This is a genomic window from Tropicimonas isoalkanivorans (assembly GCF_900112335.1).
In the GTDB taxonomy this organism is placed as follows: domain Bacteria; phylum Pseudomonadota; class Alphaproteobacteria; order Rhodobacterales; family Rhodobacteraceae; genus Tropicimonas; species Tropicimonas isoalkanivorans.
The window spans coordinates 116,034-137,800 of record NZ_FOLG01000008.1 but is presented as its reverse complement, the minus strand read 5'-3'; the positions used below and the strand labels follow the sequence as shown (position 1 = coordinate 137,800).

At 64.6% G+C, this 21,767-nt stretch carries 24 protein-coding genes and 1 tRNA gene; 8 read left to right on the top strand and 17 right to left on the bottom strand.

Annotated elements, in window-relative coordinates; translation table 11 throughout:
• Window positions 1-22 precede the first annotated feature (22 nt).
• From BM075_RS14040 to BM075_RS14005, 8 genes are all read right to left on the bottom strand, one after another.
• Window positions 23-991: an ABC transporter permease gene (locus tag BM075_RS14040; RefSeq protein WP_093361324.1), complete on the bottom strand. Its 969-nt coding sequence runs from the start codon at window positions 989-991 to the stop codon at window positions 23-25.
• Between the two features lie 3 nt (window positions 992-994).
• Window positions 995-2,098, bottom strand: coding sequence for an ABC transporter permease (locus BM075_RS14035; protein WP_093361323.1), 1,104 nt, complete (start codon window positions 2,096-2,098; stop codon window positions 995-997).
• Window positions 2,098-3,681: an ABC transporter ATP-binding protein gene (locus BM075_RS14030; protein ID WP_093361322.1), complete on the bottom strand. Its 1,584-nt coding sequence runs from the start codon at window positions 3,679-3,681 to the stop codon at window positions 2,098-2,100. The genes BM075_RS14035 and BM075_RS14030 overlap by 1 nt, the downstream gene beginning before the upstream one ends.
• Before the next feature lie 81 nt (window positions 3,682-3,762).
• The gene (locus BM075_RS14025) at window positions 3,763-4,761 is read right to left on the bottom strand and encodes a BMP family lipoprotein (RefSeq protein WP_093361321.1); all 999 of its coding nucleotides are present in this window, start codon (window positions 4,759-4,761) and stop codon (window positions 3,763-3,765) included.
• A gap of 165 nt (window positions 4,762-4,926) precedes the next feature.
• The gene (locus BM075_RS14020; protein ID WP_093361320.1) at window positions 4,927-5,250 is read right to left on the bottom strand and encodes a GNAT family N-acetyltransferase; all 324 of its coding nucleotides are present in this window, start codon (window positions 5,248-5,250) and stop codon (window positions 4,927-4,929) included.
• An 86-nt stretch (window positions 5,251-5,336) separates the two neighbouring features.
• A complete protein-coding gene (gene tsaB / locus BM075_RS14015; protein ID WP_093361319.1) occupies window positions 5,337-6,008 on the bottom strand; it encodes a tRNA (adenosine(37)-N6)-threonylcarbamoyltransferase complex dimerization subunit type 1 TsaB in 672 nt (223 codons plus the stop codon).
• Window positions 5,998-6,564 carry a NifU family protein gene (locus BM075_RS14010; protein ID WP_093361318.1) on the bottom strand — a complete coding sequence of 189 codons (567 nt, stop codon included), beginning with the start codon at window positions 6,562-6,564 and terminating at the stop codon, window positions 5,998-6,000. Before BM075_RS14010 ends, tsaB begins: the two co-directional genes overlap by 11 nt.
• A gap of 88 nt (window positions 6,565-6,652) precedes the next feature.
• On the bottom strand, window positions 6,653-7,108 hold the full coding sequence (locus BM075_RS14005; RefSeq protein ID WP_093361317.1) for a universal stress protein: 456 nt from the start codon (window positions 7,106-7,108) through the stop codon (window positions 6,653-6,655).
• A 228-nt stretch (window positions 7,109-7,336) separates the two neighbouring features.
• Between BM075_RS14005 and BM075_RS14000 the strand changes: the two genes are divergently transcribed.
• Window positions 7,337-8,092 carry a hypothetical protein gene (locus BM075_RS14000; RefSeq protein WP_093361316.1) on the top strand — a complete coding sequence of 252 codons (756 nt, stop codon included), beginning with the start codon at window positions 7,337-7,339 and terminating at the stop codon, window positions 8,090-8,092.
• On the opposite strand, the gene BM075_RS13995 is transcribed toward BM075_RS14000, so the two are convergent.
• Both BM075_RS13995 and BM075_RS13990 read right to left on the bottom strand, forming a co-directional pair.
• Window positions 8,089-8,952, bottom strand: a complete 864-nt coding sequence (locus BM075_RS13995; RefSeq protein ID WP_093361315.1) for a branched-chain amino acid aminotransferase — start codon at window positions 8,950-8,952, stop codon at window positions 8,089-8,091. The genes BM075_RS14000 and BM075_RS13995 overlap by 4 nt on opposite strands.
• A 197-nt stretch (window positions 8,953-9,149) precedes the next feature.
• A tRNA-His gene (locus BM075_RS13990) sits at window positions 9,150-9,226 on the bottom strand.
• A 186-nt stretch (window positions 9,227-9,412) separates the two neighbouring features.
• Here BM075_RS13990 and BM075_RS13985 point away from each other — a divergent pair.
• Window positions 9,413-9,607: a DUF6324 family protein gene (locus tag BM075_RS13985; protein ID WP_093361314.1), complete on the top strand. Its 195-nt coding sequence runs from the start codon at window positions 9,413-9,415 to the stop codon at window positions 9,605-9,607.
• 2 nt (window positions 9,608-9,609) lie between these two features.
• Here BM075_RS13985 and BM075_RS13980 read toward each other — a convergent pair whose 3' ends face one another.
• Window positions 9,610-10,095 (bottom strand): MmcB family DNA repair protein, encoded by a 486-nt coding sequence (locus BM075_RS13980; protein WP_093361313.1) that lies wholly within the window; start codon window positions 10,093-10,095, stop codon window positions 9,610-9,612.
• Between the two features lie 395 nt (window positions 10,096-10,490).
• The gene (locus tag BM075_RS13975) at window positions 10,491-10,814 is read right to left on the bottom strand and encodes a hypothetical protein (protein ID WP_093361312.1); all 324 of its coding nucleotides are present in this window, start codon (window positions 10,812-10,814) and stop codon (window positions 10,491-10,493) included.
• 192 nt (window positions 10,815-11,006) lie between these two features.
• Between BM075_RS13975 and BM075_RS13970 the strand changes: the two genes are divergently transcribed.
• Window positions 11,007-12,125, top strand: coding sequence for an NAD(P)/FAD-dependent oxidoreductase (locus BM075_RS13970; protein ID WP_093361311.1), 1,119 nt, complete (start codon window positions 11,007-11,009; stop codon window positions 12,123-12,125).
• Between the two features lie 744 nt (window positions 12,126-12,869).
• Here BM075_RS13970 and nusB read toward each other — a convergent pair.
• The 5 genes from nusB to BM075_RS13945 all read right to left on the bottom strand — a co-directional run bounded on the left by nusB (window position 12,870) and on the right by BM075_RS13945 (window position 16,350).
• A complete protein-coding gene (gene nusB, locus BM075_RS13965; protein WP_093361310.1) occupies window positions 12,870-13,325 on the bottom strand; it encodes a transcription antitermination factor NusB in 456 nt (151 codons plus the stop codon).
• Window positions 13,322-13,873: a 6,7-dimethyl-8-ribityllumazine synthase gene (locus BM075_RS13960; protein ID WP_093361309.1), complete on the bottom strand. Its 552-nt coding sequence runs from the start codon at window positions 13,871-13,873 to the stop codon at window positions 13,322-13,324. The genes nusB and BM075_RS13960 overlap by 4 nt, the downstream gene beginning before the upstream one ends.
• Window positions 13,874-13,876: 3 nt before the next feature.
• The gene (gene ribB, locus BM075_RS13955) at window positions 13,877-14,983 is read right to left on the bottom strand and encodes a 3,4-dihydroxy-2-butanone-4-phosphate synthase (RefSeq protein ID WP_093361308.1); all 1,107 of its coding nucleotides are present in this window, start codon (window positions 14,981-14,983) and stop codon (window positions 13,877-13,879) included.
• 114 nt (window positions 14,984-15,097) lie between these two features.
• On the bottom strand, window positions 15,098-16,015 hold the full coding sequence (locus BM075_RS13950; RefSeq protein ID WP_245758852.1) for an alpha/beta fold hydrolase: 918 nt from the start codon (window positions 16,013-16,015) through the stop codon (window positions 15,098-15,100).
• Window positions 16,016-16,062: 47 nt separating this feature from the next.
• A complete protein-coding gene (locus BM075_RS13945; RefSeq protein WP_093361306.1) occupies window positions 16,063-16,350 on the bottom strand; it encodes an SCP2 sterol-binding domain-containing protein in 288 nt (95 codons plus the stop codon).
• A 73-nt stretch (window positions 16,351-16,423) separates the two neighbouring features.
• Between BM075_RS13945 and BM075_RS13940 the strand changes: the two genes are divergently transcribed.
• From BM075_RS13940 to BM075_RS13920, 5 genes are all read left to right on the top strand, one after another.
• The gene (locus BM075_RS13940; RefSeq protein ID WP_245758851.1) at window positions 16,424-16,993 is read left to right on the top strand and encodes a tetratricopeptide repeat protein; all 570 of its coding nucleotides are present in this window, start codon (window positions 16,424-16,426) and stop codon (window positions 16,991-16,993) included.
• A gap of 139 nt (window positions 16,994-17,132) precedes the next feature.
• A complete protein-coding gene (locus BM075_RS13935) occupies window positions 17,133-20,147 on the top strand; it encodes a helicase-related protein (RefSeq protein ID WP_093361386.1) in 3,015 nt (1,004 codons plus the stop codon).
• Between the two features lie 15 nt (window positions 20,148-20,162).
• The gene (locus BM075_RS13930; protein ID WP_093361305.1) at window positions 20,163-20,537 is read left to right on the top strand and encodes an RNA-binding S4 domain-containing protein; all 375 of its coding nucleotides are present in this window, start codon (window positions 20,163-20,165) and stop codon (window positions 20,535-20,537) included.
• Window positions 20,538-20,585: 48 nt separating this feature from the next.
• The gene (fdxA, locus tag BM075_RS13925; protein ID WP_093361304.1) at window positions 20,586-20,921 is read left to right on the top strand and encodes a ferredoxin FdxA; all 336 of its coding nucleotides are present in this window, start codon (window positions 20,586-20,588) and stop codon (window positions 20,919-20,921) included.
• A 299-nt stretch (window positions 20,922-21,220) separates the two neighbouring features.
• Entirely contained in the window at window positions 21,221-21,730 is a 510-nt protein-coding gene (locus BM075_RS13920) for a CarD family transcriptional regulator (RefSeq protein ID WP_093361303.1), read from the top strand.
• Window positions 21,731-21,767 lie beyond the last annotated feature (37 nt).

Genomic DNA, 21,767 nt, shown 5'->3' with positions numbered 1-21,767 from the left:
TACGCCCGAGCGGTTGCCTGCCTTACCGTTCCTTGACGTAGGGCTCTCCACCGGCCCGAGGCGGGATCGCCTTGCCGACGAAGCCCGCGAGGATCACGACCGTCAGGATGTAGGGGAGGCTGTCCAGCAGTTGTACCGGCATCTTGAACGGGAAGATCGCAGCGACGACGTCCGTCCTCAGCGCCAGCGCCTGAAGCAGACCGAAGAGCAAGCAGGCGCCGAGCGCGTACCACGGCCGCCATTTGGCGAAGATCAGCGCCGCAAGAGCGATGTAGCCCCGTCCGGCCGTCATGTCTTTCACGAAGCCCGCCTGCAGGCCGGTGGCGAGATAGGCGCCCGCGATGCCACAGAGCAGCCCGGCGATAGCGACGGCGGCATACCGCAGTCCGATCACCGAGACGCCCGCGGTATCGACGGCCGCCGGGTTCTCGCCGACCGCGCGCAAGCGCAGGCCGAAGCGGGTTCGGAACAGCACCCACCACGACGCCGGCACCGCCAGCAAGGCGACGTAGACGAGGATCGAGTGGCCCGACAGCAGATCCGAATAGAGCGGCCCGAGGATCGGCACGTCTTTCAGCGCGTCGGCGAAGGGCAGGGTGAGGGGCTCGAACCGAGCCTTGCCAAGAAGCGATGGCGTGCGGCCGCCTTGCTGGAACCAGTTCTGCGCAATTAGCACCGTCATGCCCGAAGCGAGGAAATTGAGCGCCACGCCGGAGATGAGTTGATTGCCACGGAAGGTGATGGAGGCAACGCCGTGAATGGCCGCAAATACCATCGAGGCCGCGATGCCCGCCAGCAGCCCGAGCCAGACCGACCCGCTGTCATAGGCAACGGCGGCCGAGAAAAAGGCCGCGATCAGCATCTTGGCTTCCAGCCCGATGTCGAAGATGCCCGACCGCTCCGAGAAAAGTCCGGCGAGGCAAGCCAGCAGCAGCGGCGTGGCAAGGCGCAGCGTGGAGTCGAGGATCTGGATGAGGGTGGAGAAGTCCATGGCTCACTCTCCCGACTTGGCGCTGAGGCGACGGGCGAGGAAAATCCGCTCGATCGGCATTCGCACCATGTTGTCGAGTGCGCCGGTGAACAGGATCACCAACCCCTGGATCACCACGATGAGCTCCCGTGGGATCGACATCCAGAGCGCGAGCTCTGCGCCGCCTTGGTAGAGGAAACCGAACAGGATCGCCGCGAGGGCCACGCCGATGGGATGGTTGCGCCCCATGAGCGCCACCGCGATGCCGATGAAGCCCGCCCCTTCGACGGAGTTCAGCACAAGCCGCTCGGCCTCGCCCATCACATTGTTGATCGCCATCAGGCCGGACAGCCCGCCGGAAATCAGCATGGCGACGATGATGATCTTCGAGGGCGAGATGCCCGCGTAAACGGCGGCGGACTCGGATCTGCCGTAGGCGCGCAGTTCAAACCCGAAGCGCGTGCGCCAGATCAACAGCCAAACCAGAACGCAGGCAAGCAGGGCGATCAGGAAACTGATGTTTGCGGGGGCGGACTTGGAAAACGGAATGCCGAAGACGGCGAGAATGTCGTGCAAAGTCGGAAGGCTGGCCCCCGGCGGAAACTTCGCGGAGGCCGGGTCCATGGAGCCTTCCGGGCGCATCACGTTGACCAGCATGTAGTTCAAAACCGCGGCGCCGATGAAGTTGAACATGATCGTGGTGATGACGATGTGGCTCCCGCGTTTGGCCTGAAGCCAGGCGGGAATGAAGGCCCACGCCGCCCCGAAAAGCGCGCCGCCGATCATCGCGGCGGGCAGTGCCAACGTCCAGTGCGGCCACGGCAGGGCGAGGCAGACGAGCGCCACGCCAAGCCCACCGAGCGTTGCCTGACCCTCGGAGCCGATGTTGAACAGGCTGGCGTGGGAGGCGACGGCGAAGGCGAGGCCCGTAAAGATGAAGTTGGTGGCATAGAACAGCGTGTAGCCCCAGCCATAGGTCGAGCCGAAGGCACCAGAAACCATCAGCTTGACGGCTTCGACCGGGTCCTTGCCAATGCCGAGGATTACCAGAGCCGAAATCGCGAAGGCCAGCAGCAGGCTGATGATCGGCACCAGCAACACGTCGGCCCATTTGGGCATCACATCCATCACGCCGCTCCTTCGCCGTCAGTAACACCCGCCATCAGGAGGCCCAGTTCGCCCTCCGTCGTCTCGCCAGGCAGCCGTTCGCCCATGATCCGGCCGTCGAACATCACGGCGATGCGGTCGGAAAGACCCATGATCTCGTCCAGCTCCACCGAGACCAGCAGGATCGCCTTGCCGGCGTCGCGCAGTTGGATGAGGCTTTGGTGGATGAACTCGATCGCCCCGATGTCCACACCCCGCGTCGGCTGGCCCACCAGCAGCAGGTCCGGGTTCCGCTCGATCTCGCGGGCCAGAACGATCTTTTGCTGGTTGCCGCCGGAGAAGTTCTTTGCGGCGAGTTGCGGGTTTGGCGGGCGCACGTCGAAGCGTTCCATCTTGCCCTCGGTGTCCCGCCGGATGCCCGCGTTGTCCATCAGCCAGCCGGACTTGTAACTGTCGTCGTATTGGTATCCGAAAGCCACGTTTTCCCAGGCGGCGAAGTCCATGATAAGCCCCTCGCGCTGACGGTCCTCCGGCACATGGGAGATGCCCCGCTTACGCCGCGAGAGCCCGTCGGAATGCTTGCCGGTGAGGTCGATTGACTCGCCATTGAGTTCCACCCGGCCGGTGCCCGCCATCATGCCGCCCAGCACCTCCAGCAGTTCCGACTGGCCGTTGCCCGCCACGCCTGCGATACCCAGGATCTCACCTGCGCGCACCTCGAAGGACACACCCTTCAGGCGCTCCACACCGTCCTCATCGACGACCTTCAGATCTTCGACCTTCAGAATTGTCTTCCCGGGCGTCGCGGGCGTCTTGTCCACCCGGAGCAGAACCTTGCGGCCTACCATCAACTCCGCCAGCTCCTCCGGCGACGTTTCCGCCGTCTTCACCGTCGCCGTCATCTCCCCGCGCCGCATAACCGAGACCGTGTCGGTCACTTCCATGATCTCTCGCAGTTTGTGGGTGATGAGGATGATCGTCTTCCCCTCGTCCTTCAGGCCCCGAAGGATGCGGAACAGGTGGTCGGCTTCCGCCGGGGTCAGCACGCCGGTGGGCTCATCGAGGATCAGGATGTCGGCGTGGCGGTAGAGGGACTTCAGGATCTCCACCCGCTGCTGCATTCCGACGCCGATCTCCTCGATCAGGGCGTCGGGGTCGACGTTCATCTCGTATTCTTTGGCGATCTGGGTCAGGTGCTTGCGCGCCTTGGAAAGCGTCGGCCGGAGCAGCGCGCCGTCCTCGGCGCCCAGCACCACGTTTTCCAGCACCGAGAAATTTTCCACCAACTTGAAGTGCTGGAACACCATTCCGATGCCGGCCGCGATGGCCGCCTGGCTGTCAGGGATCTCGGTGGGCTTGCCGTCGATGAGGATCTCACCGGAGTCGGCCTTGTAGAAGCCGTAGAGGATGGACATCAGCGTCGACTTGCCGGCGCCGTTCTCACCGATGATGCCGTGGATCGTACCCTTGGCCACCTTCAACGAGATGTCCTTGTTCGCCTGAACCGGGCCAAACGCTTTCGAGATGCCGCGCAGTTCGATCGCCGGGGGAGCGTCCGGGCCCGCGTCGGGCGTTGGACCAGAGTTTTCTGCCAGGTCCTTCATCGACCACACCTCGCATTTTTCAACGGGCCGCGCGGCCTCGCGCTACGCGGCCCATTTTGTCACGTTCCAGACTGACGGGTATCAGAACTGCAGATAGGGACAGGCGTTGTCGTCGTAGTAGTCGTGAACCTCGAGTTCGCCGGCGGCGATCTTCTTGGCAGCCTCGTCGGCGGCGGCCTTCCAGTTGGCGTCAACTATGTCGCCGTTGTTTTCATCCATGGCGTAGCCGACACCCTCGTTGTCCAGCCCCATGACCATCACGCCCGTCTCGAAACCGGGACCGTCGTCGAAGGCTTTCTCCACCGCGTTGTCGACCCGTTTGACCATGGAAGTCAGCACCTTGCCCGGATGCAGGTGGTTCTGGTTGCTGTCCACACCAATGGAAAGCACACCGTCCGCGTCCGCCGCGGCCTGCAGAACGCCCACGCCGGTGCCGCCGGCCGCGGAATAGATGACATCAGCGCCTTGCGAGATCTGCGCCTTGGTCAACTCGGAGCCCTTCACCGGGTCGTTCCAGGCGGCGGGCGTGGTGCCGGTCATGTTGGACAGCACGGTTGCTTCCGGGTTCACATCCAGCACGCCTTGCGCGTAGCCGCAGGCGAATCTGCGGATCAACGGAATGTCCATCCCGCCGATGAAGCCGACGGTGCCGGATTTGGAAGCTTCCCCCGCCAGCGTGCCGACGAGGTAGGAGCCTTCATGCTCCGAGAAGATCACAGAGCGGATGTTCGGCCCTTCGACCACGGCGTCGATGATGGCGAAGGACGTGTCGGGATAATCCGGCGCGACCTCGGTCAACACATTGCCGAACGCGAAGCCCGTCATAACGATCGGGTTCGCGCCAGCCTCGGCCAGCCGGCGCAGCGCCTGCTCGCGCTGCGCTTCGGACTGCATCTCGATTTCCTTGAAGCTCTCGCCGGTCTTCTCGGCCCAGCGTTTGGCGCCGGTGTAGGCCGACTCGTTGAACGACTTGTCGAACTTGCCGCCGAGGTCGAAAATGACGGCGGGTTCGGCCGAGGCCGCTCCGGCGATCAGCGCAAGGCTTGCAGCCGCGCCGAGGATGCTCCGCATGAAAGTCATAGGGTGTCTCCCGGTTGGATATTATTCACGCGAAGGGCCGACTGGCCCGACGCGACAAACTTGAAGGATCTCTTTCGGATCACGCGACGATTAAGGCCGCAGCGAACGGAGGGGGTCAACCGGTTTTTCGGTTTACGCAAGGCGACCGGGGGCCGGAAACCTGCGTCAGGACAGCGCTTTGGCTAACAGGAGTGCGTCTATGCGGGCGCCGTGCGGGGTGCGGTAGTAACCCGGCCGGTGGCCGGTGCGCAGGAAGCCTGCGGCTGTGTAGAGCGCGATGGCCGGGGCGTTGGCGGCGCTGACTTCGAGCAGCGCCGAGGTTGCGCCACGGCTAGCGGCGGACGTCTCGAAGTCGGCGAGAAGTGCACGGCCGAGGCCGTGCCTGCGGGCCGGTGGGTCGACGGCGAGCGTGAGCAGTTCCGCCTCGTCCACGATAACCCTGCCGAGGGCGAAGCCGGCGTCGGTCGCGTTGAGAAAAACGCCGGTCATGGTGAGCAGGTTCCGAAACTCTGCGGCCGTCCAGGGACGAGGTGTCTCGAAACAGCGGACGTGAAGTGCGGCGAGTTCTTCGGGCGTCACTGCAGGATGGCAGGCGGCGGATCTGCCGGCGGAGCCGCGTCCGCGGGCCGGACATAGAGCGGGCAGGGTCGTTCACCGCGGGCGTGGCCTTCAGCGAGGCGGGAAGCCGCGATGCGCGCGATTTGAGGCGCGATCGGGGGGGCGTCTGCCGGTGCAGTGACACCGTGGTGCAGGCGGGCGATCTCCTCTGACGCCGCGCCGATCACGGTCAGACCGGCGAATCCTGGCTCCGGTGGTCCGCCCGGGTTGAAAAGCTGGGCCGGCCCATTCGGTCGGCCGTCGTGAAACGGTTGAACGTAGGTCATCCCGCGGGGGGCCGGGAGGCTGACGAGGGCACCGCCTTCGGGCGTTTCCGAGGCCATCACCTCGAACATCGACACCCCGACCGCCGGCACCCCGAGCGCCAGCGAAAGACCACGCGCGGCGGCGACGGAAATCCGGATGCCTGTGAAGTTGCCGGGCCCGATGCCGACACCAATCGCGTCGAGATGGCTCATTGCCAGACCGCTCTGGGCCAGCACCTCTTCCAAGAGCGGCATGAGCGCTTCGGCCTGCCCGCGTCCCATCTCCAGGGTCTTTTCGGCCCGAATTTCGCCCGCGCTCAGCAAAGCGGCCGCGCAATGCGCGGCCGATGTGTCGAACGCCAGGATCGTAGGGTCAGACCGCAACGGGGCGAACCTCTACCACCTCCGGGATATAGTGACGGAGCAGATTTTCGATGCCCATTTTGAGGGTGAGCGTCGAGGAAGGGCAGCCGGCGCAGGCGCCCTGCATGTGAAGGTAGACCACGCCCCTGTCGAAGCCGTGGAAGGTGATATCGCCGCCGTCCTGCGCCACCGCCGGGCGAACCCGCGTGTCGAGCAGTTCCTTGATCTGGGTGACGATCTCCGCGTCCTCTCCGTCGTGGAGCGCATGCCCGCCGGACGCCGCGCCGGACCCTTCCGCCATCACCGGCTTGCCGGACTGGAAGTGCTCCATGATCGCGCCGAGAATGGCGGGCTTCACATGCTCCCAATCGACCTCGTCGGATTTCGTGACGGTCACGAAGTCGGTGCCGAAGAACACGCCCGTCACACCGCCCACGTCGAAGATTCGCGCAGCTAGCGGCGAGCCGCTTGCGCCGTCGGCTGACGGAAAGTCTGCCGTTCCGGTCTCGAGAACGGTCTGCCCAGGCAGGAACTTGAGCGTTGCCGGGTTGGGGGTGGATTCGGTCTGGATAAACATGGGGCAAGCCTCTCTGAAAGAGTCAGTGGTATATGCGCCTTCGATGGCGGCAAGTCAATAACTTAGAATAATTGTAAACTAAGCCGTGTCAGGTCACGGCTTCGAGCTGATCCTTGGACAACCCGCCGGGTACGATGGTGATCGGGATGGGCAACGTTCCCGCGCTTCGTACCAGTTGGCTGACGAGCGGACCGGGCCCGCCCTTGCCAGTGCCCGCGCCAAGAACAAGCACACCGATTGCGGGGTCGTCCTTGATCTGAGCCAGCAGTTCGGGCACCGGGTCCCCCTCCCGGATGATGAGATGCGGGTCCACGCCCTGGCGGTCGCGCATCCACTTCGCAAAGACCTCGAAATGCGCCTCGATCCGCTCGCGCGCCTCCGCTCGCATGATGTCCGCCACACCGATCCAGTGCTGGAATTCATCCGGCGGAATCACCGACAGGATCTCCACGCCCCCTCCGGTATGTGCCGCCCGCATCGCCGCGAATCGCATCGCGTTCAGGCACTCACGGGTATCGTCGAGAACGACGAGAAACTTGCGCATCGGCTACTCCCTCCGGCAGGCGGATGTTGGACGAGGCATGTGCCGCATTCAATGGGCCTTTTCCAGCCGCGTTCCGCTATGCGCCAGATACCCCTTGCAAACCCGAATCGCCATGATGCATAAATCGTTAAATGTTTTATGACATTCGTGTCGGCCCCCATGATGTTCATTCCGCCGACCTAACTTTGACCGACCGCCGATTTGGCGTGTGTAGTAACGAGGACAATCATGATGACTGCGGAACGTATTGCGCCGCTCGCGTACCCCACCCTTAACAAACCTGTCGCTGCCGCCGTGGCATGCCTGCCGCTTTTGGCGACCATTCTGATCTTCGGGATGAAGGCGAGCAACGCCCAGAAGTACCTCTGGATCATTCGCGAAGACGGGCCTGTCGAATGGCTGACGGCCCTGGCCTACGTTGCGGCGTCTGTGATTGCCATTGTGGTCGCATTTCGCATCCGCCGTGAGAGCTGGGTGCTCTTCGCGCTCTATCTCGTATTCGCAGCCGGCCTGTTCGTGATCGCGGGCGAGGAGGCGAGCTGGGGGCAACGGATCTTCGATTATGGCACGCCCGAAGCCGTCGCACAGATAAACCAGAAGAACGAGTTCAACCTCCATAACATGAAGGGGTTCCCGCTCCACAGCGCCTTCATCTTCATCGGCCTTTACGGAGCCTTCGCGCGTTTGCTCCTCACGCCGCTGTTGCGGGACAGAGCGCCCAGGGTGCTCGAGCTGCTCACGGCGCCGACACTGTTGATGCTGTACTTCCTGCTGCCGGCGCTGCTCTACATCTACTACGAGCTGGTTCCCCATCTCTACGCCATCCCGCAAGGCATGAGCGTGGCGGAGTTCCTGAAGCCGCAGATGGTGTCGGGCAAGGAGCAGGAGCCGTTCGAGCTGCTGCTGGGAATGGGCTTCCTGTCCTTTACGCTCTACGTCCTGTGGGCGACGACGGCCGACCGCGTCAGCCGCCGGTATCGTTAAGCGGCTGAAAGCGCCCAGTCCCAATAGAGGTCACGGGCACGTCGGGCGACAGGGCCAACCTGGTAGGTGACGTCGTCAAACGCCGTGACTGGGGTGATCTTCGAAAGGTTGCCGGTGAGGAATACCTCGTCGGCAGCCTCGAAATCCTCAAAGGTCAAAACGGTCTCGATCACGTCGGCCCCATCCGCGCGCAAATTCGCGATGTGTCGGGCGCGGGTGATGCCCGAGAGGAACGTGCCGTTGGCGATCGGAGTGAAGACCGCGCCGTCCTTCACCATGAAAACATTCGCCGTCGCCGTTTCGGCGACATTGCCGAGCGCGTCGGCCACCAATGCGTTGCCGAAGCCCTTGGCCTGGGCCTCCGCCAACATGCGCGCGTTGTTGGGATAAAGGCAGCCCGCCTTGGCGTTGCAGACGCTCGATTCCATCACTGGGCGGCAGAAGCGCGTCCGGGTGAGGGTGGTGGCCTTGTGCGCGGGCGGCATGGGCATCTCTTCGAGGCAGACCGCGAAGCCGGTGGCCCCAGGCAGCGGCAGTACGCCGAGCTCGTTGCCTTCCAGCGCCCAATACATCGGGCGGATGTAGACTGCCGCGCCGGGTCCATAGGCCGCGAGGCCCTCATGGATGATCGCCATCATGTCCTCGACCGAAACCGTCGGCGTGATCATCAACGCTTCGGCGGAGCGGTTGACGCGGGCGCAGTGGGCATCGAGGTCCGGTGTGACGCCCTCGAACATGCGCGCACCGTCGAAAACCGAGCTGCCAAGCCATGTGGCGTGATCGGCCGCGCGCATGATCGGCACGTCCCCGTCGTGCCAGGTGCCTTCGAAATAGGTGCGGATGTTTGTGCCGACCGCCATGTGAATCTCCGTTAAAGCGCGGCGCAACTTAGGAGCGTTGCGGGGCAGGGTCCAGACGTCGGACGCCTGACGCGAAGTCCTGTCGTGGTCGCGCGCTTGCTCACGTGGCTTACGGAGCGCCGCAATGTCCATACCCGCGATCTTGTCGCCAATGACAACGGTCTGGCGGATGCGGGAACGTATGCCGGGGGGGGAGGTGGTACCGCCTCCCTGGCTTGAACAGGGGACCTCTGGATCCACAATCCAGCGCTCTAACCAACTGAGCTAAGGCGGCACAGGGCGGTCATTTAGCTTGGGATGCGGGTAAGCGCAAGCCCCCGGTCCATCTTGGGCGGACGTTTTCGACGCCTCCCGCCCGGGGCCTGCATGCTTGTCGTCCGGGCACGGGCGCGATAGAGGGAGCACCCAGCCGGGCGCGGCATGTGACTGCCGGACGGCCAGATATCGGGGAGCTTCCGCAATGGGCATCAACAAGGAAAGCGACGTCACTGCCAACCTGCAAATCGGTCCGACGTCGCTCGGCATGGTGCGGATCTATCTTGAGGGGGAGGGAATCGACCTCCCGCTCGATTTCGATCCCGAGGAGGCCGAGGAGATCGCCGAGGAACTTCGCGCCGCCGCCATGCGTGCGCGCGAGATGGGCAAGCGGAAGTAGGCTCAGCCGGGCGGCGTCTCGTCCGGCAGAAGGGCGCGGACTCCGGGGTCGCGGAACGCCTGTAGTCTGCGCGCCGCGTGGCGGGCGAATTTCTGCGTCATGACCTTGCGCCGCGCCCCCGCCAGCTTGCTCTCCGGCCCCATTCGAAGGATTTCGGCGTCGTAGGGGTCAGCCAGAATGAGGCCGGACTCCGCCGGCAGTAATTCGGTCGGGAAATCGGAATCGACGGCCCAGAAGAAACGGTCGCACCATTCCAGGTAGCCATGCCATTTCTGGTCGGTCATGAAATCGGCCCGGCTCGATTTGCATTCCACAATCCAGATCTCGCCCTTGGGCCCGAGCGCCATAACATCCACCCGCAATCCAGGGCGCGGCACCAGCTCCTCCACAGTGACGAAGCCGTGGCCCACAAGATGACGGCATACGCCCCGCGCCAAAAGCTGACCGGGCATGAGGAGGTCGAGCGGAGAGGTGGGTGGAGCCGACATGCGGTGAATGTGAACAATATGAGAACACTTTGCAAGGCCGACAAAGCGGCTCGCAATTTCTTTCGATCCCCCTTGCCGGGGGCAGGACCTTCTCCTACCTAGGGGTTTGGCGGATCTGTCCTTCCCGTGCCGGGGCTAAATTCCGGTGGCCTTAAGCAATTCCGAGGGAGTTGGCTCTGTCCGGATCCTGGTCCGGTTACCCGGCGCCCACCTGTATATACAGGTCCTCGGGAATGAAACACCCTCACGGTCGCGTACGGTCCCCGCCGCAATCCCACGTCCCCCGCTCAGCCGTTTCGGCGGCGGGGGAGTGGGCTGAGACTTTCAGGATTTTGAGACGCATCCTCCCCGCCAACCCGTTCTTGAAACGGCGGCATGTCCTTCAGCGCCGAACTTCAGGACGTGGAGCTGTCTCCGGATCGCACAGCGACGGGGCCGTCACGCGGCACCGTCGGGGTTGCGAATGTGATACGCTTGCCGCGTCCCGTATCGTCGTCGTTCTGACTCATCCGCATGATCGATATACCGAACTGCACCCCGGCAAAGACGATGCCGTTGAAGACCCAGAGCATGAGCAAGGCGATCCAGCCGCCCTGTGCGTGCGTGACGAGGTGCCAGAGGTTGGCGACGTTCAACCACAGGAGCAAGGTCACGAACGCCGCGGACAGCCCGAAACCGACGATGACCTGGCGGATATACAGGCGGACAAGTTCTGGCATTTGATGTTCCCCCAAACCTCGCTGTGAATGGATACGAGGGTAGCGCATCCGGGCTGCCTTTCCAATCGGTTTCATGAATGTGATGGCCGCTTCCCAGCCGAACGCCAGTGCGATTCCGGCCCCGCTCTTGCTCCATCGCGCGCCAGGCGGCATAGACGGATCAGGCCTGCGCACGAACTGGATGGAGGTCAGATGCCCGATTTCGGTGCCATCGTCATTGGAGGCGGCGTCGTTGGCCTTGCCTGTGCGTCTGCGCTCGGGGAAGCGGGCCGGCCTGCGCTCGTCCTCGAGCGGGAGCCGACGGTGGGTGCGGGGATCTCTTCGCGGAACAGCGAGGTTATCCATGCCGGGCTCTACTATCCGACCGGCAGCCTGAAGCACCGCCTCTGCGTGCGCGGGCGGCGGATGCTCTACGACACCTTGGAGTCGTGTGGCGTTCCTTACCGGAAGTGCGGAAAAATCGTTGTCGCGACGCAAACTACGGAAATCCCGGCGATCGAAGCGCTGGCCGCCCGGGCGCGGGAAAACGGCGTCGAGGGCATACGGATGCTGAGTGAGGGCGAGTTGCACCAACTCGAGCCCGAAGTCTCCGCTGTGGCGGCGATGCTCTCGCCGGAGACGGGGGTGTTCGACAGCCACGCCTTCATGCTGACGCTGGTCGCAAGGATCGAGGCCCAGGGCGGCCATGTTGCGTTGCGGACGCCGTTCATCCGCGCCGAGCCGGAGGGCGAGGGGTTTCGCGTCTGGACCGACGGAGACGATCCGACGGAGGTGACGGCCAGCGTCTTGGTGAACGCCGCCGGCCTTTCGGCCACAGAGGTTGCCACCCTCATCGGCGGGCGTGTGTCGGGTGAGGTCCCGGATTTGCGCTATGCCAAAGGCTGCTATTTCGGCCTGCAGGGGCGGGCGCCTTTCAAACGTTTGGTCTATCCCGCGCCGGTAGATGGCGGGCTCGGGGTCCATGCGACCATCGACATGGCCGGTCGTGTTCGGTTCGGGCCGGACGTGGAGTGGCTGGACAATCTGGCGGAGGCGGACCTTGACTACCGGGTGCCCCCTGCCCGTGGAATTGCGTTCTACGAGGCTGTCCGCCGTTACTGGCCGGCGCTGCCGGACGGCGCGTTGTACCCGGACTATTCCGGGATACGCCCGAAGCTGAGCACACCCGGCGCGACCGCTGCCGATTTCACCATCGAGACCGCCAGCACACATGGGGTGTCCGGCCTCGTGAACCTGTTCGGGATCGAGAGCCCGGGGCTTACCGCCTCCCTCGCCATCGCAGAGCATGTGGCCGACGTTATTTCTGACTGACGCGGACGGCGGAACTCAGATGCGAAGTCCTGGCTGACCTGTTCGGCCCGCCGACCCTACGTCATCGTTCGCGGCCTACCTAAGTTGAGTCGCGCATGGAACGTTACGGGGCGGTTCGTGGGAACAATCTGGCCGGGGAACGCACCGCATTAAGCTCCCGCCGAATTTCGTCCGTCAGGTCTGCCAAATACGATTCCACGGCGTCCTGCGTTGCACGCGAGACCGGGATAGGTTGCGTCCCGCCTCCGTAAGCACCAGCCGCCGGCGTCCGGCCTGAGATCCAGCAATGGAGACCGATCTTAGATGGAAGGATTTCGGACCCGAAGCCATGCCTTTCGACGTGAGCCTCATGATCTTCGGCGGGTTCAAGATCTTGTTGAAAGGCGAGTGACCTAAAGGCACGTCAGCTCCTCGGTAGGGCTCCCGCCCGTCGTTGCGGCATCTTCGATACCGCGCCTCCTGTTGGGCCATGCCGCGTGCATTCGCGCGCGGCGGTCGTACTAAGACGGTGACCAAATCAAAGGGACGTTGTCGGACGTCCGCGCGAAACGCCCATGCGAGAGAGCGACAATCAGCGTCCGCTCTACGACGACCCTGATTCCGCAATTCTGGCGGGGAAAACGGATCAAATACACTGGTAAGCGGCAGGTCTCCCGCGCAACCGCGCGCGAAGCGCGCCCGGCCCAACCCTGACTTCAAGCCCGAAAGGGCGCGGAACAGGGGCGGGAGCCCGCCGGAGCCGGGTCAGAACTTCTCCGGCTGCGCCTCCCGCGCCATGTGGTCCAGCACGGCGTTCACGAACTTGGGCTCACGACCTTCGGGGAAGAATGCCTTTGCGATGTCCACGAATTCCGTAATCACCACTTTCGGCGGGGTCTCCGCCGCGACCAGTTCGGCGCCGGCCGCCCGGAAAAGGGCACGCAGCGTCGGGTCGATCCGATCGATCGGCCATTTGGCGACGAGGGCGCGGTCCGTCATCTGGTCGATACGCGCCTGTTCGTTCACCGCCCGGTCCACCAGCGCACGGAATGTGGCCGGGTCGCCCTCGGCCATCTCGATACCCTCGTACTCGGCACCGAAGCGATAGTCCTCGAACTCCTTTTCCACCGCGTCGGTGGTCTGGCCGGAGATCTCCATCTGAAACAGCGCCTGCACCGCATAGAGCCGCGCGGCGGATCGTCTTTGCCGTCGGTCGCTCATGCGCGGGTTGGCCCCTCGGCCTCGCCTGCAAGCTGAATTTCATCCCGCAGAGGTTTGAAACCGATACGTTTTTCTTCAAGGCCGAACCGCCGGGAGAGGGCGATCAGGTGCATCGCCGCCGCTGCCGCGTGGCCACCCTTGTTCTGCCCTTGCGCTTCGGCGCGCACTTCCGCCTGGGCGCGGGTCTCGACCGTCAGGATGCCGTTTCCGATGCAGGCGCCGTCCAGGCCCAGAAGGGTCAAGGCGCGGGAGCTGTCGTTGCAGACGGTATCGTAGTGGGTGGTCTCCCCCCGGATGACACAGCCGAGCGCGACGAACCCGTCGAAGTTCGACTGCCTGTAGGCGATGCGGATCGCGATGGGCACCTCGAGGGCGCCGGGCACCTCGACCAGTTCCCAGGTTCCGCCGGCGGCCTCGATCTCCGCCTTCGCGCCCGCGATCAGTTCGTCGGCGATATCGCGGTAGTACGGGGCCACGACGATCAGCAGCTTCAGCGGCTTGTCGAACTCGGGACGTGGCAGGATATGGTGGGCTTCGGCCTCGGCCATGGGTTACTCCGTGATGCGGCGGGTGCCGGCGATGGAAAGCCCGTAGGCCTCCAGACCGACATAACGAGTCGCTGGCGAATCTGTGAGCAGGATCAGTTGGTGCAGGCCGAGGTTGGACAGCATCTGCGCGCCCAGTCCGGTCTGCTTGACGGTCCGTGGACCTTCGTCCTCTCCGTCCAGCATCAGTTTCCTGTCGGGATTGCGGAAGAGGCACACGACGCCGCGGCCTTCGCGGGCAATGATCTCCATCGCCCGGCCCAGCGTGTCGGGGCGCTTGACGCCGATGCCGAGCAGATCTTCCAGCGCATTGAGCGCGTGGGTGCGGACCATCACGGGTTCCGGGGTGGAGATGTCGCCTTTGACAAGCGCCACGTGCTCGGTGCCGTCCGTCACGTCGGCAAAGACCCGCATCGTCCATTCGCCGCCGAAGACGGAGGTGATCGGTCGGGTCTCGGTTTCGTGCACGAGGTTGTCGTGCCGCAAGCGATAGGCGATGAGGTCGCTGATGGTGCCGATCTTCAGCCCGTGCTTCTTCGCATATTCCACAAGTTCCGGCAGACGGGACATGGTGCCGTCCTCGTTCATGATCTCGCAGATCACGCTCGATGGATTCAGGCCAGCCAGGCGGGAGACGTCCACCGCCGCTTCGGTATGGCCGGCGCGCACCAGCACGCCCCCCTCGCGGGCGCGGAGCGGAAAGACGTGGCCGGGGGTCGCAATATCGGCGGGCGTCGACGCGCTGTCGATGGCGACTGCGATGGTGCGGGCACGGTCCGCGGCGGAGATGCCGGTGGTGACACCCTCACGGGCCTCGATCGAGATGGTAAACGCGGTCGTATGGCGCGAGGAATTGACCGTGGCCATCAGCGGTAGGCCGAGCGCGTCGATACGCGCCGCCGTCAGGCACAGACAGATCAGGCCGCGCCCATGGGTTGCCATGAAGTTGATGGCGTCGGGCGTGCACATCTGCGCCGGTATGATGAGGTCGCCTTCGTTCTCGCGATCCTCGTGATCGACGAGAATGAACATGCGGCCGTTGCGGGCGTCCTCGAGGATCTCCTCCACCGGGGAGATTGCGTGGCGGAATTCGGATTCGGTCGTGGCGGTCATGGCGGTCCTTCCTTGGGGGCGCACATAGGCGATGCTGGCGAGGAAGGCCAGAGGGAGCGCACCGCCGGCGGCCCGGATCGGCCGATCATGAGCGCCACCGCCGCACCTCCGGTATCAGGCCGTGCCGCCAGCGCGGGAGAAGAGCGCGGCGCAGGCGTCGAAGAAGCTGTCCCGCGTTGGCGGAAGCTCCATCATCAACTCGTGCGCGGCCTCCGGTATCACGGTCAGTTCCGCGCCCGGCCAGCGCGCCACCAGCCTGCGGATCGCGCGCGTTTCGACGATGCGTTCCTGCCCGCCCACCCAGGCAAGACAGGGCAGGCGGGGCGGGGTCAGGCGGCGCAGCTCCCGGGTCTCGCGGAGCGCTTCGTTCAGCCAGGTGATCGAGGGGCCGCCGAGGGCAAGCTCCGGATGCGCCGCGGCTTGACGCTTCATCCAGTCGAACATGCCCCGGTCCGTCGTGAGCGTGTTATCCTCGAAAGGGGCGTGCGCGATGTAGGTGACAGGCCGCGTTGATGGAACGTAGCGGGTGCCGAAGCCCGCAGCGTGGACGCCCGCTGCAATCGGGCCGATGAGCGGGCGGGCGGCGACGGGAACCTTGATCCCCCACATGGGTGCGGAAAACGCGACCGCGCTGATAGGCACCTTCCGGTGCAGGGCTCGCAGGCCAATTGCGCCCCCCATCGAATGCGCGATCAGGAAGATCGGGCCGGGCAGCCGCAGCCGGTCCACAAGGGACATGAGCGCGTCCACATCGTGCTGATACTCCGTGAAACGGGTGACGTGGCCCGTCGCGGGGTCGTCCAGCAACCGTTGCGACAGGCCCTGTCCGCGCCAGTCGATCGACACGCAGGCAAACCCGCGGTCCTGCAGTTCCGCCGCGGCGGGGCCGTATTTCTCGACGAATTCCGTCCGGCCGGGAAAGATCAGCGCCGTACCCCGACAGGACTTGGGCGGCGGCGCCAGATATGCAAGGCGCAGGCGAATGCCGTCTTCGGCCTCCACCACGAATGCCGCGGCGCCCTCGGGTGCCACGGTGATGTCATCATGGAACGGTGCGGGCTCCATTCCCAATGGGCGCGTCAGGAGAGTGCAGCGCCGAGCTGCATCGCCAGCCCCATGTCGCCCTCGACAGAGAGCTTGCCCGTCATGAACGCGACAGTGGGATTGGTTTCGCCGTCGAGGATCGACCGGAAGGTATCGGCATCGGCCTTCAGAGTGACGTCGGCGTCGGCATCGCCCTTGCGAACGCCGGCCTCGTCGATGATCAGGCTGCCTTCGTCCTCGATGACGAATTTGGCAGTGCCGTTTACCGGGCCGTTCAGCCGTGCGCTCAGGGCGGCCACGGCCTTGTCGATCATTTCACTCACGCGAGTACCTCCGGGGGTTGTGATCGCGGAACCGATTGGCATTTGCCGCGATGGCGTTAGACTTGCCCCTGTTATGGGTCGCATCATCGCATCTCTCAACCGCTTCCTGCTCGCATCTGCCGCGACGGTTCTTCTTTGCCTGCCCGCGGCGGCGCAAGGGGCGGACAGCGCGGAGATTGAACGCCTTCTCGGCGAATTGGCCAAGCCGGACCAGCCCGGCTGGCAACAGATCGAGAACAGTATCGTCCGGGAGTGGTCGAAATCCGGCTCTCCGGCCATGGACCTTCTGCTCCACCGGGGAGAAAAGGCGCTGGAGGAAAACGATATCGACACGGCCATCGGGCATTTCACGGCGCTGACGGATCATGCGCCGGATTTTGCCGAAGGGTGGAACGCCCGGGCCACGGCCTTTTTCATGGCCGACGAATACGGCCTGTCGCTGGCCGACATCGAGCGGGCGCTCGCGCTGAACCCGAAGCATTTCGGGGCCTTGTCGGGGCTGGCGATCATTCTCGAAGAACTGGGATACGACCGCGAGGCGCTGGAGGCCTTCCGGGCGGTGGAGGCTATACATCCCCACCGGCCGAACGTAAAAGATGCGATAGAACGGCTGGAGAAAGAGGTCGAGGGCGAGCGCATCTGAGCTTGCCCGGACCCAGAGGACACACTGTGATGCGGCGGAATCCCGAGGCCCTCCGAAGGGCGGATGGCGGCTCGGAAGCCGTAGCCGCGCGCAAGCCGGAGAAGATGAAGCGCGCGCTCCGCTGGAAAGGGGCCGCATGATGGCCCGTGCAGCGCACGTGACGGCCGTTCTCGGTCCCACCAACACCGGCAAGACCCATTACGCGATCGAGAGGATGCTGGCCTATCGGACGGGCGTGATCGGCCTTCCGCTGCGTCTGCTGGCGCGGGAGGTCTACGATCGCATCGTCTCCCTGCGTGGCCCCTCTGTGGTGGCTCTCGTGACCGGCGAGGAGCGAATCGTTCCAGAGCGGACGCAGTATTGGGTCTGCACCGTCGAAGCGATGCCCGCCGAGATCGGAGCGGATTTTCTCGCGGTGGATGAAATCCAGCTCTGCGCGGACTTGGAACGGGGACATGTGTTCACCGACCGCCTCCTGCACGCGCGCGGCCTGCACGAGACGATGTTTCTTGGGGCGGACACCATGCGTGGGGCCATCGCAGCGCTGGTTCCGGGGGTGCAGATTCTGCGCCGGGAGCGATTCTCGGAGCTGACTTACGCCGGGTCCCGCCGGATCAGCCGGATGCCGCCGCGCTCCGCCATCGTCGGGTTCTCCGTGGAGAACGTCTATGCCATTGCCGAACTGCTGCGGCGCCAGAAGGGCGGGGCGGCGGTGGTCATGGGAGCACTCTCCCCCCGGACACGCAACGCGCAGGTGGAACTCTATCAGTCCGGCGAGGTCGATTACCTCGTGGCGACCGACGCCATCGGAATGGGTCTCAACCTGGATATCACCCACGTGGCCTTCTCCGGCCTGCGCAAGTTCGACGGGCGGCGGATGCGAGACCTTTCGGTGCCGGAACTCGCGCAAATTGCCGGGCGGGCAGGGCGTTACAAGACTCATGGCAGCTTCGGCGTGACCGGCGAGGCCCATCCTCTCGACGAGGAAGTCGTCGAGGCGATTCAGGACCACCGCTTCGCGCCGGTGCGCAAGCTGCAGTGGCGCAACGCGGACTTGTCCTTTGGCTCGGTCGACCGTCTGATCGGCTCGCTGGAGGCGCGGACGGACGACGAATGGCTCACCCGAACGCGGGAGGCCGACGACCTGATGGCGCTGAAGTCGCTCGCGGCCGACACGGAGGTCACCGGCCGTATCCGTGGCGGCCGTGACGTTCGGCTCCTGTGGGACGTCTGCCGCATTCCCGATTTTCGCGGCATCAGCCATGCCGAGCACGCCACCCTTCTGGGCCAGATCTTCAGCTTTCTTCATGACGTCGGGCGGGTGCCGAACGACTGGATGGCCCGCCAGGTGAAGCGAATCGACCGAAGTGACGGCGATATCGACACATTGTCGAAAAGATTGGCGTATATCCGCACGTGGACGTACGTCGCGCAGCGATCCGGGTGGCTCGACGACGAAATCCATTGGCGCGGCGAAACCCGCGCGGTAGAAGACCGCCTGTCGGATGCCCTTCACGGGGCGCTGACGCAGCGATTTGTAGACCGCCGCACGTCCGTTCTGTTGCGGCGGTTGAAGCAGAAGGAGGGCCTGGTGGCCGAGGTGAACGACAGCGGCGAGGTGACGGTCGCGGAACAGCATGTGGGCCGGATGGAGGGTTTCCGCTTCCGTCAGGACAAGTCCGCCACGCCGGAAGAAGCCAAGATGCTGCGCCAGGCGGCAATGACCGCGCTCCGACCGGAGTTCCACCTGCGGGCGGACCGGTTCTACAACGCGCCCGATACCGAGATCGACTTCACCGAGCAGGGCGGCCTGATGTGGGGCGAACATGCGGTGGGCAAGCTGGTGAAAGGCGCGGAGGCGCTCAAGCCGTCCGTGGAGGCCTTCGTCGAGGAGGATGCCGGACGGGAGATCTCCGAGAAGGTCACCCGGCGGCTCCAGCATTTCATTGATCGCAAGGTTGCCACGCTCTTTGAGCCGCTTCTGGCGATGAGCCGGGACGAGGCGCTGACGGGCTTGCCGCGTGGGTTCGCCTTCCAGCTCATGGAATCCTTCGGGGTGCTGCCGCGCGACGGGGTAGCGGCCGACGTGAAGGCGCTGGATCAGGATGCGCGCGGCCAGCTGCGCCGGCACGGCGTGCGGTTCGGCCAGTACACGGTTTTCCTGCCGCTGCTGCTGAAACCCGCGCCGACCCGCCTTCGACTGGTGCTCTGGTCGCTCTGGAATAACCTCGACATCTTCCCGGAGGCACCGCCGCCGGGGCTGGTGACGGTCCCGGTGCCGGAAGGTACGCCGCAGGAACATGCCGCGATGTCGGGCTACCGGATCGCCGGCACGCGGGCGATTCGCATCGACATGCTGGAGCGCCTCGCGGACATGCTGCGGGCGGAGAACAGCCGCGCCGGTTTCGAGGCGACGCCCGACATGCTCTCCATCACCGGCATGACGCTGGAGCAGTTCGCCGACCTGATGCAAGGGCTCGGCTACCACGCCGAAAAGGGCGAGCGGGCGAAGGTGAAGCCGCCGCGCACCGACGACACGCCGCCGGAAGCGGCCGTGGCCGCTGACGCCGTCGAGGAGGGGGCATCCGCCCCTGACGAGACGGCCGCCCCCGAAGGCACCGAGGCGCCCGAACCTGATGTAACTGAGACGGTCGATGAGGCCGCGGCCGACGCCGCCGAAGCCCCCACGCCTAATCCCGGTGAAGAGGATGCGATTCCGGACGCCGCCGAGACGCCAGAAGGCGCAGGGCCTCAGGAGGCTGCCACCGACGCGGAGGAGACTCCCGCCGAGTATGTCACCGCTGCCGCGGAGACTCCCGAGGGAGACGCGGTGGAAGAGCAAAGCGACTCGTCCGAGCCAGAGGTCGAATCGTTCTACACCTTCACCTGGGCTCCCCGCCGCCAGGCCGGCGGTCGTCCACGTCGGGACGCTGGCAGAGCGCAGAATGGGGAGCGCGGCGAACGGCCGGGCAAGCCAAAGGGCAAGGGTCCGAAGGGTAAGGGCGGAAAACGTCCGCCGCGCCATGATGGCAAGGGCGGTGGCAAGCCGGACGGTGCGCGGGTGTACCAGGCCCGCCCGCCGAAGAAGGAGAAGCCCATCGATCCCGACAACCCCTTCGCCGCTGCGCTTATGGGCCTGACGGAGAAGAAGTGACCGGGCGAGCCGCGCATGGCTGATGCCGCTGCGTCCCTGCGTATCGACAAGTGGCTGTGGCAGGCGCGGTTCTTCAAGACCCGCAGCCTCGCGGCCCGCCAGGTCGCCGAGGGGAAGGTGCGCGTCAATTCGGTGCGCATCTCCAAGCCTGCACGCGCCATCGTACCCGGGGACGTGCTGACCTTTCCCCAAGGTCGTGCAATCCGGGTGGTGCGGATCGTGGCGCTCGGAGAGCGACGCGGGCCCGCGCCCGAAGCACAGTCGCTCTACGAAGACCTTTCACCCCCTGAAACCCAGCCTGCGCAAAGCCCGCTCGCACGGGGTGGTCCGCGGCCAACCAAAAAAGAACGCCGCCAACTTGCCAATTCCCGCCCGGGGCCGCTTGAATAGGCCGCTTCGAGCGGATAGGTCACTCCCAACTCGATCCGGAGCGTACCAATGACTTATGTCGTCACGGAAAACTGCATCGCCTGCAAATACACCGACTGCGTCGAGGTGTGTCCTGTGGACTGCTTCTACGAGGGCGAGAACTTCCTGGTGATCCATCCGGATGAGTGCATCGACTGCGGCGTGTGCGAACCCGAGTGCCCCGCAGACGCCATCCGCCCCGACACCGAACCCGAAATGGAGAAGTGGGTGGAGTTCAATCGCAAGTATTCCGAACTCTGGCCCGTGATCGTGACCAAGAAGGACCCACTGCCGGGCGCGGAAGAGATGGACGGCAAACCCGGCAAGATGGACCTCTTCTCCGAATCGCCGGGTGAGGGCGGCTGACACCCTGGTGGCGCCGTCGAATGGATGTCGGCCCCCCAGATAGCATAACTTTTCCGCAGGTTTCCGCCGATTGACGTCGGGGAATCTTCACGTTTCCTGCTGCGCTGCGGCGGGGAACGTTGAAATTCTGTATCGATTTGCTATATTGATCGAACGATGATGATTGACGCCTGAAGCCCGCCATCGGGACTTGATCGCCGCGATGGCGAACCGATAGCGCCCTGTAGCAAACCACGCTGGAAAACCTCCTTTCCAGCGCTGTTTTTTGTGGCCTCCGGCGTCTCTTTCGAGGGGTTCATATGACTAAAACAAAAAAATCCGAGTTCCGCCCGAACGATTATGTTGTGTACCCGGCGCATGGCGTCGGGCAAATTATTTCGATCGAAGAGCAAGAGATTGCCGGACTTTCGTTGGAACTCTTTGTCATCTCCTTCGAGAAGGACAAGATGACCCTGCGCGTGCCGACCCACAAGGCCAGCGAAGTCGGGATGCGCAGCCTGAGTTCGCCCGATGTGGTGTCCAAGGCGATGACCACGCTGAAAGGCAAGGCCAAGGTCAAGCGCGCGATGTGGTCTCGCCGGGCTCAGGAATACGAGCAGAAGATCAATTCCGGCGATCTGATCGCCATCGCCGAAGTCGTCCGCGACCTACATCGCACCGACGACCAGCGCGAGCAGTCCTATTCGGAACGCCAGCTGTACGAGGCGGCGCTTGAGCGACTGACCCGCGAAGTCGCGGCTGTTTCCGGCGTAGGCGAAACCGACGCGCAGAAAAAGGTGGATGCCGTCCTCGTCGGCCGCGCGGCCTGAGGGTTTCATCATCGTGAGGTATTCCGAGGGGGCCAGA

Coding starts and splice junctions, on each gene's coding strand:
- BM075_RS14040 (WP_093361324.1), bottom strand. CDS start 991: ATGGACTTCTCCACCCTCATCCAGATCCTCGACTCCACGCTGCGCCTT.
- BM075_RS14035 (WP_093361323.1), bottom strand. CDS start 2,098: ATGGATGTGATGCCCAAATGGGCCGACGTGTTGCTGGTGCCGATCATC.
- BM075_RS14030 (WP_093361322.1), bottom strand. CDS start 3,681: ATGAAGGACCTGGCAGAAAACTCTGGTCCAACGCCCGACGCGGGCCCG.
- BM075_RS14025 (WP_093361321.1), bottom strand. CDS start 4,761: ATGACTTTCATGCGGAGCATCCTCGGCGCGGCTGCAAGCCTTGCGCTG.
- BM075_RS14020 (WP_093361320.1), bottom strand. CDS start 5,250: ATGACCGGCGTTTTTCTCAACGCGACCGACGCCGGCTTCGCCCTCGGC.
- BM075_RS14010 (WP_093361318.1), bottom strand. CDS start 6,564: ATGTTTATCCAGACCGAATCCACCCCCAACCCGGCAACGCTCAAGTTC.
- BM075_RS14005 (WP_093361317.1), bottom strand. CDS start 7,108: ATGCGCAAGTTTCTCGTCGTTCTCGACGATACCCGTGAGTGCCTGAAC.
- BM075_RS14000 (WP_093361316.1), top strand. CDS start 7,337: ATGATGACTGCGGAACGTATTGCGCCGCTCGCGTACCCCACCCTTAAC.
- BM075_RS13995 (WP_093361315.1), bottom strand. CDS start 8,952: ATGGCGGTCGGCACAAACATCCGCACCTATTTCGAAGGCACCTGGCAC.
- BM075_RS13985 (WP_093361314.1), top strand. CDS start 9,413: ATGGGCATCAACAAGGAAAGCGACGTCACTGCCAACCTGCAAATCGGT.
- BM075_RS13980 (WP_093361313.1), bottom strand. CDS start 10,095: ATGTCGGCTCCACCCACCTCTCCGCTCGACCTCCTCATGCCCGGTCAG.
- BM075_RS13975 (WP_093361312.1), bottom strand. CDS start 10,814: ATGCCAGAACTTGTCCGCCTGTATATCCGCCAGGTCATCGTCGGTTTC.
- BM075_RS13970 (WP_093361311.1), top strand. CDS start 11,007: ATGCCCGATTTCGGTGCCATCGTCATTGGAGGCGGCGTCGTTGGCCTT.
- nusB (WP_093361310.1), bottom strand. CDS start 13,325: ATGAGCGACCGACGGCAAAGACGATCCGCCGCGCGGCTCTATGCGGTG.
- BM075_RS13960 (WP_093361309.1), bottom strand. CDS start 13,873: ATGGCCGAGGCCGAAGCCCACCATATCCTGCCACGTCCCGAGTTCGAC.
- ribB (WP_093361308.1), bottom strand. CDS start 14,983: ATGACCGCCACGACCGAATCCGAATTCCGCCACGCAATCTCCCCGGTG.
- BM075_RS13940 (WP_245758851.1), top strand. CDS start 16,424: ATGGGTCGCATCATCGCATCTCTCAACCGCTTCCTGCTCGCATCTGCC.
- BM075_RS13935 (WP_093361386.1), top strand. CDS start 17,133: ATGGCCCGTGCAGCGCACGTGACGGCCGTTCTCGGTCCCACCAACACC.
- BM075_RS13930 (WP_093361305.1), top strand. CDS start 20,163: ATGGCTGATGCCGCTGCGTCCCTGCGTATCGACAAGTGGCTGTGGCAG.
- fdxA (WP_093361304.1), top strand. CDS start 20,586: ATGACTTATGTCGTCACGGAAAACTGCATCGCCTGCAAATACACCGAC.
- BM075_RS13920 (WP_093361303.1), top strand. CDS start 21,221: ATGACTAAAACAAAAAAATCCGAGTTCCGCCCGAACGATTATGTTGTG.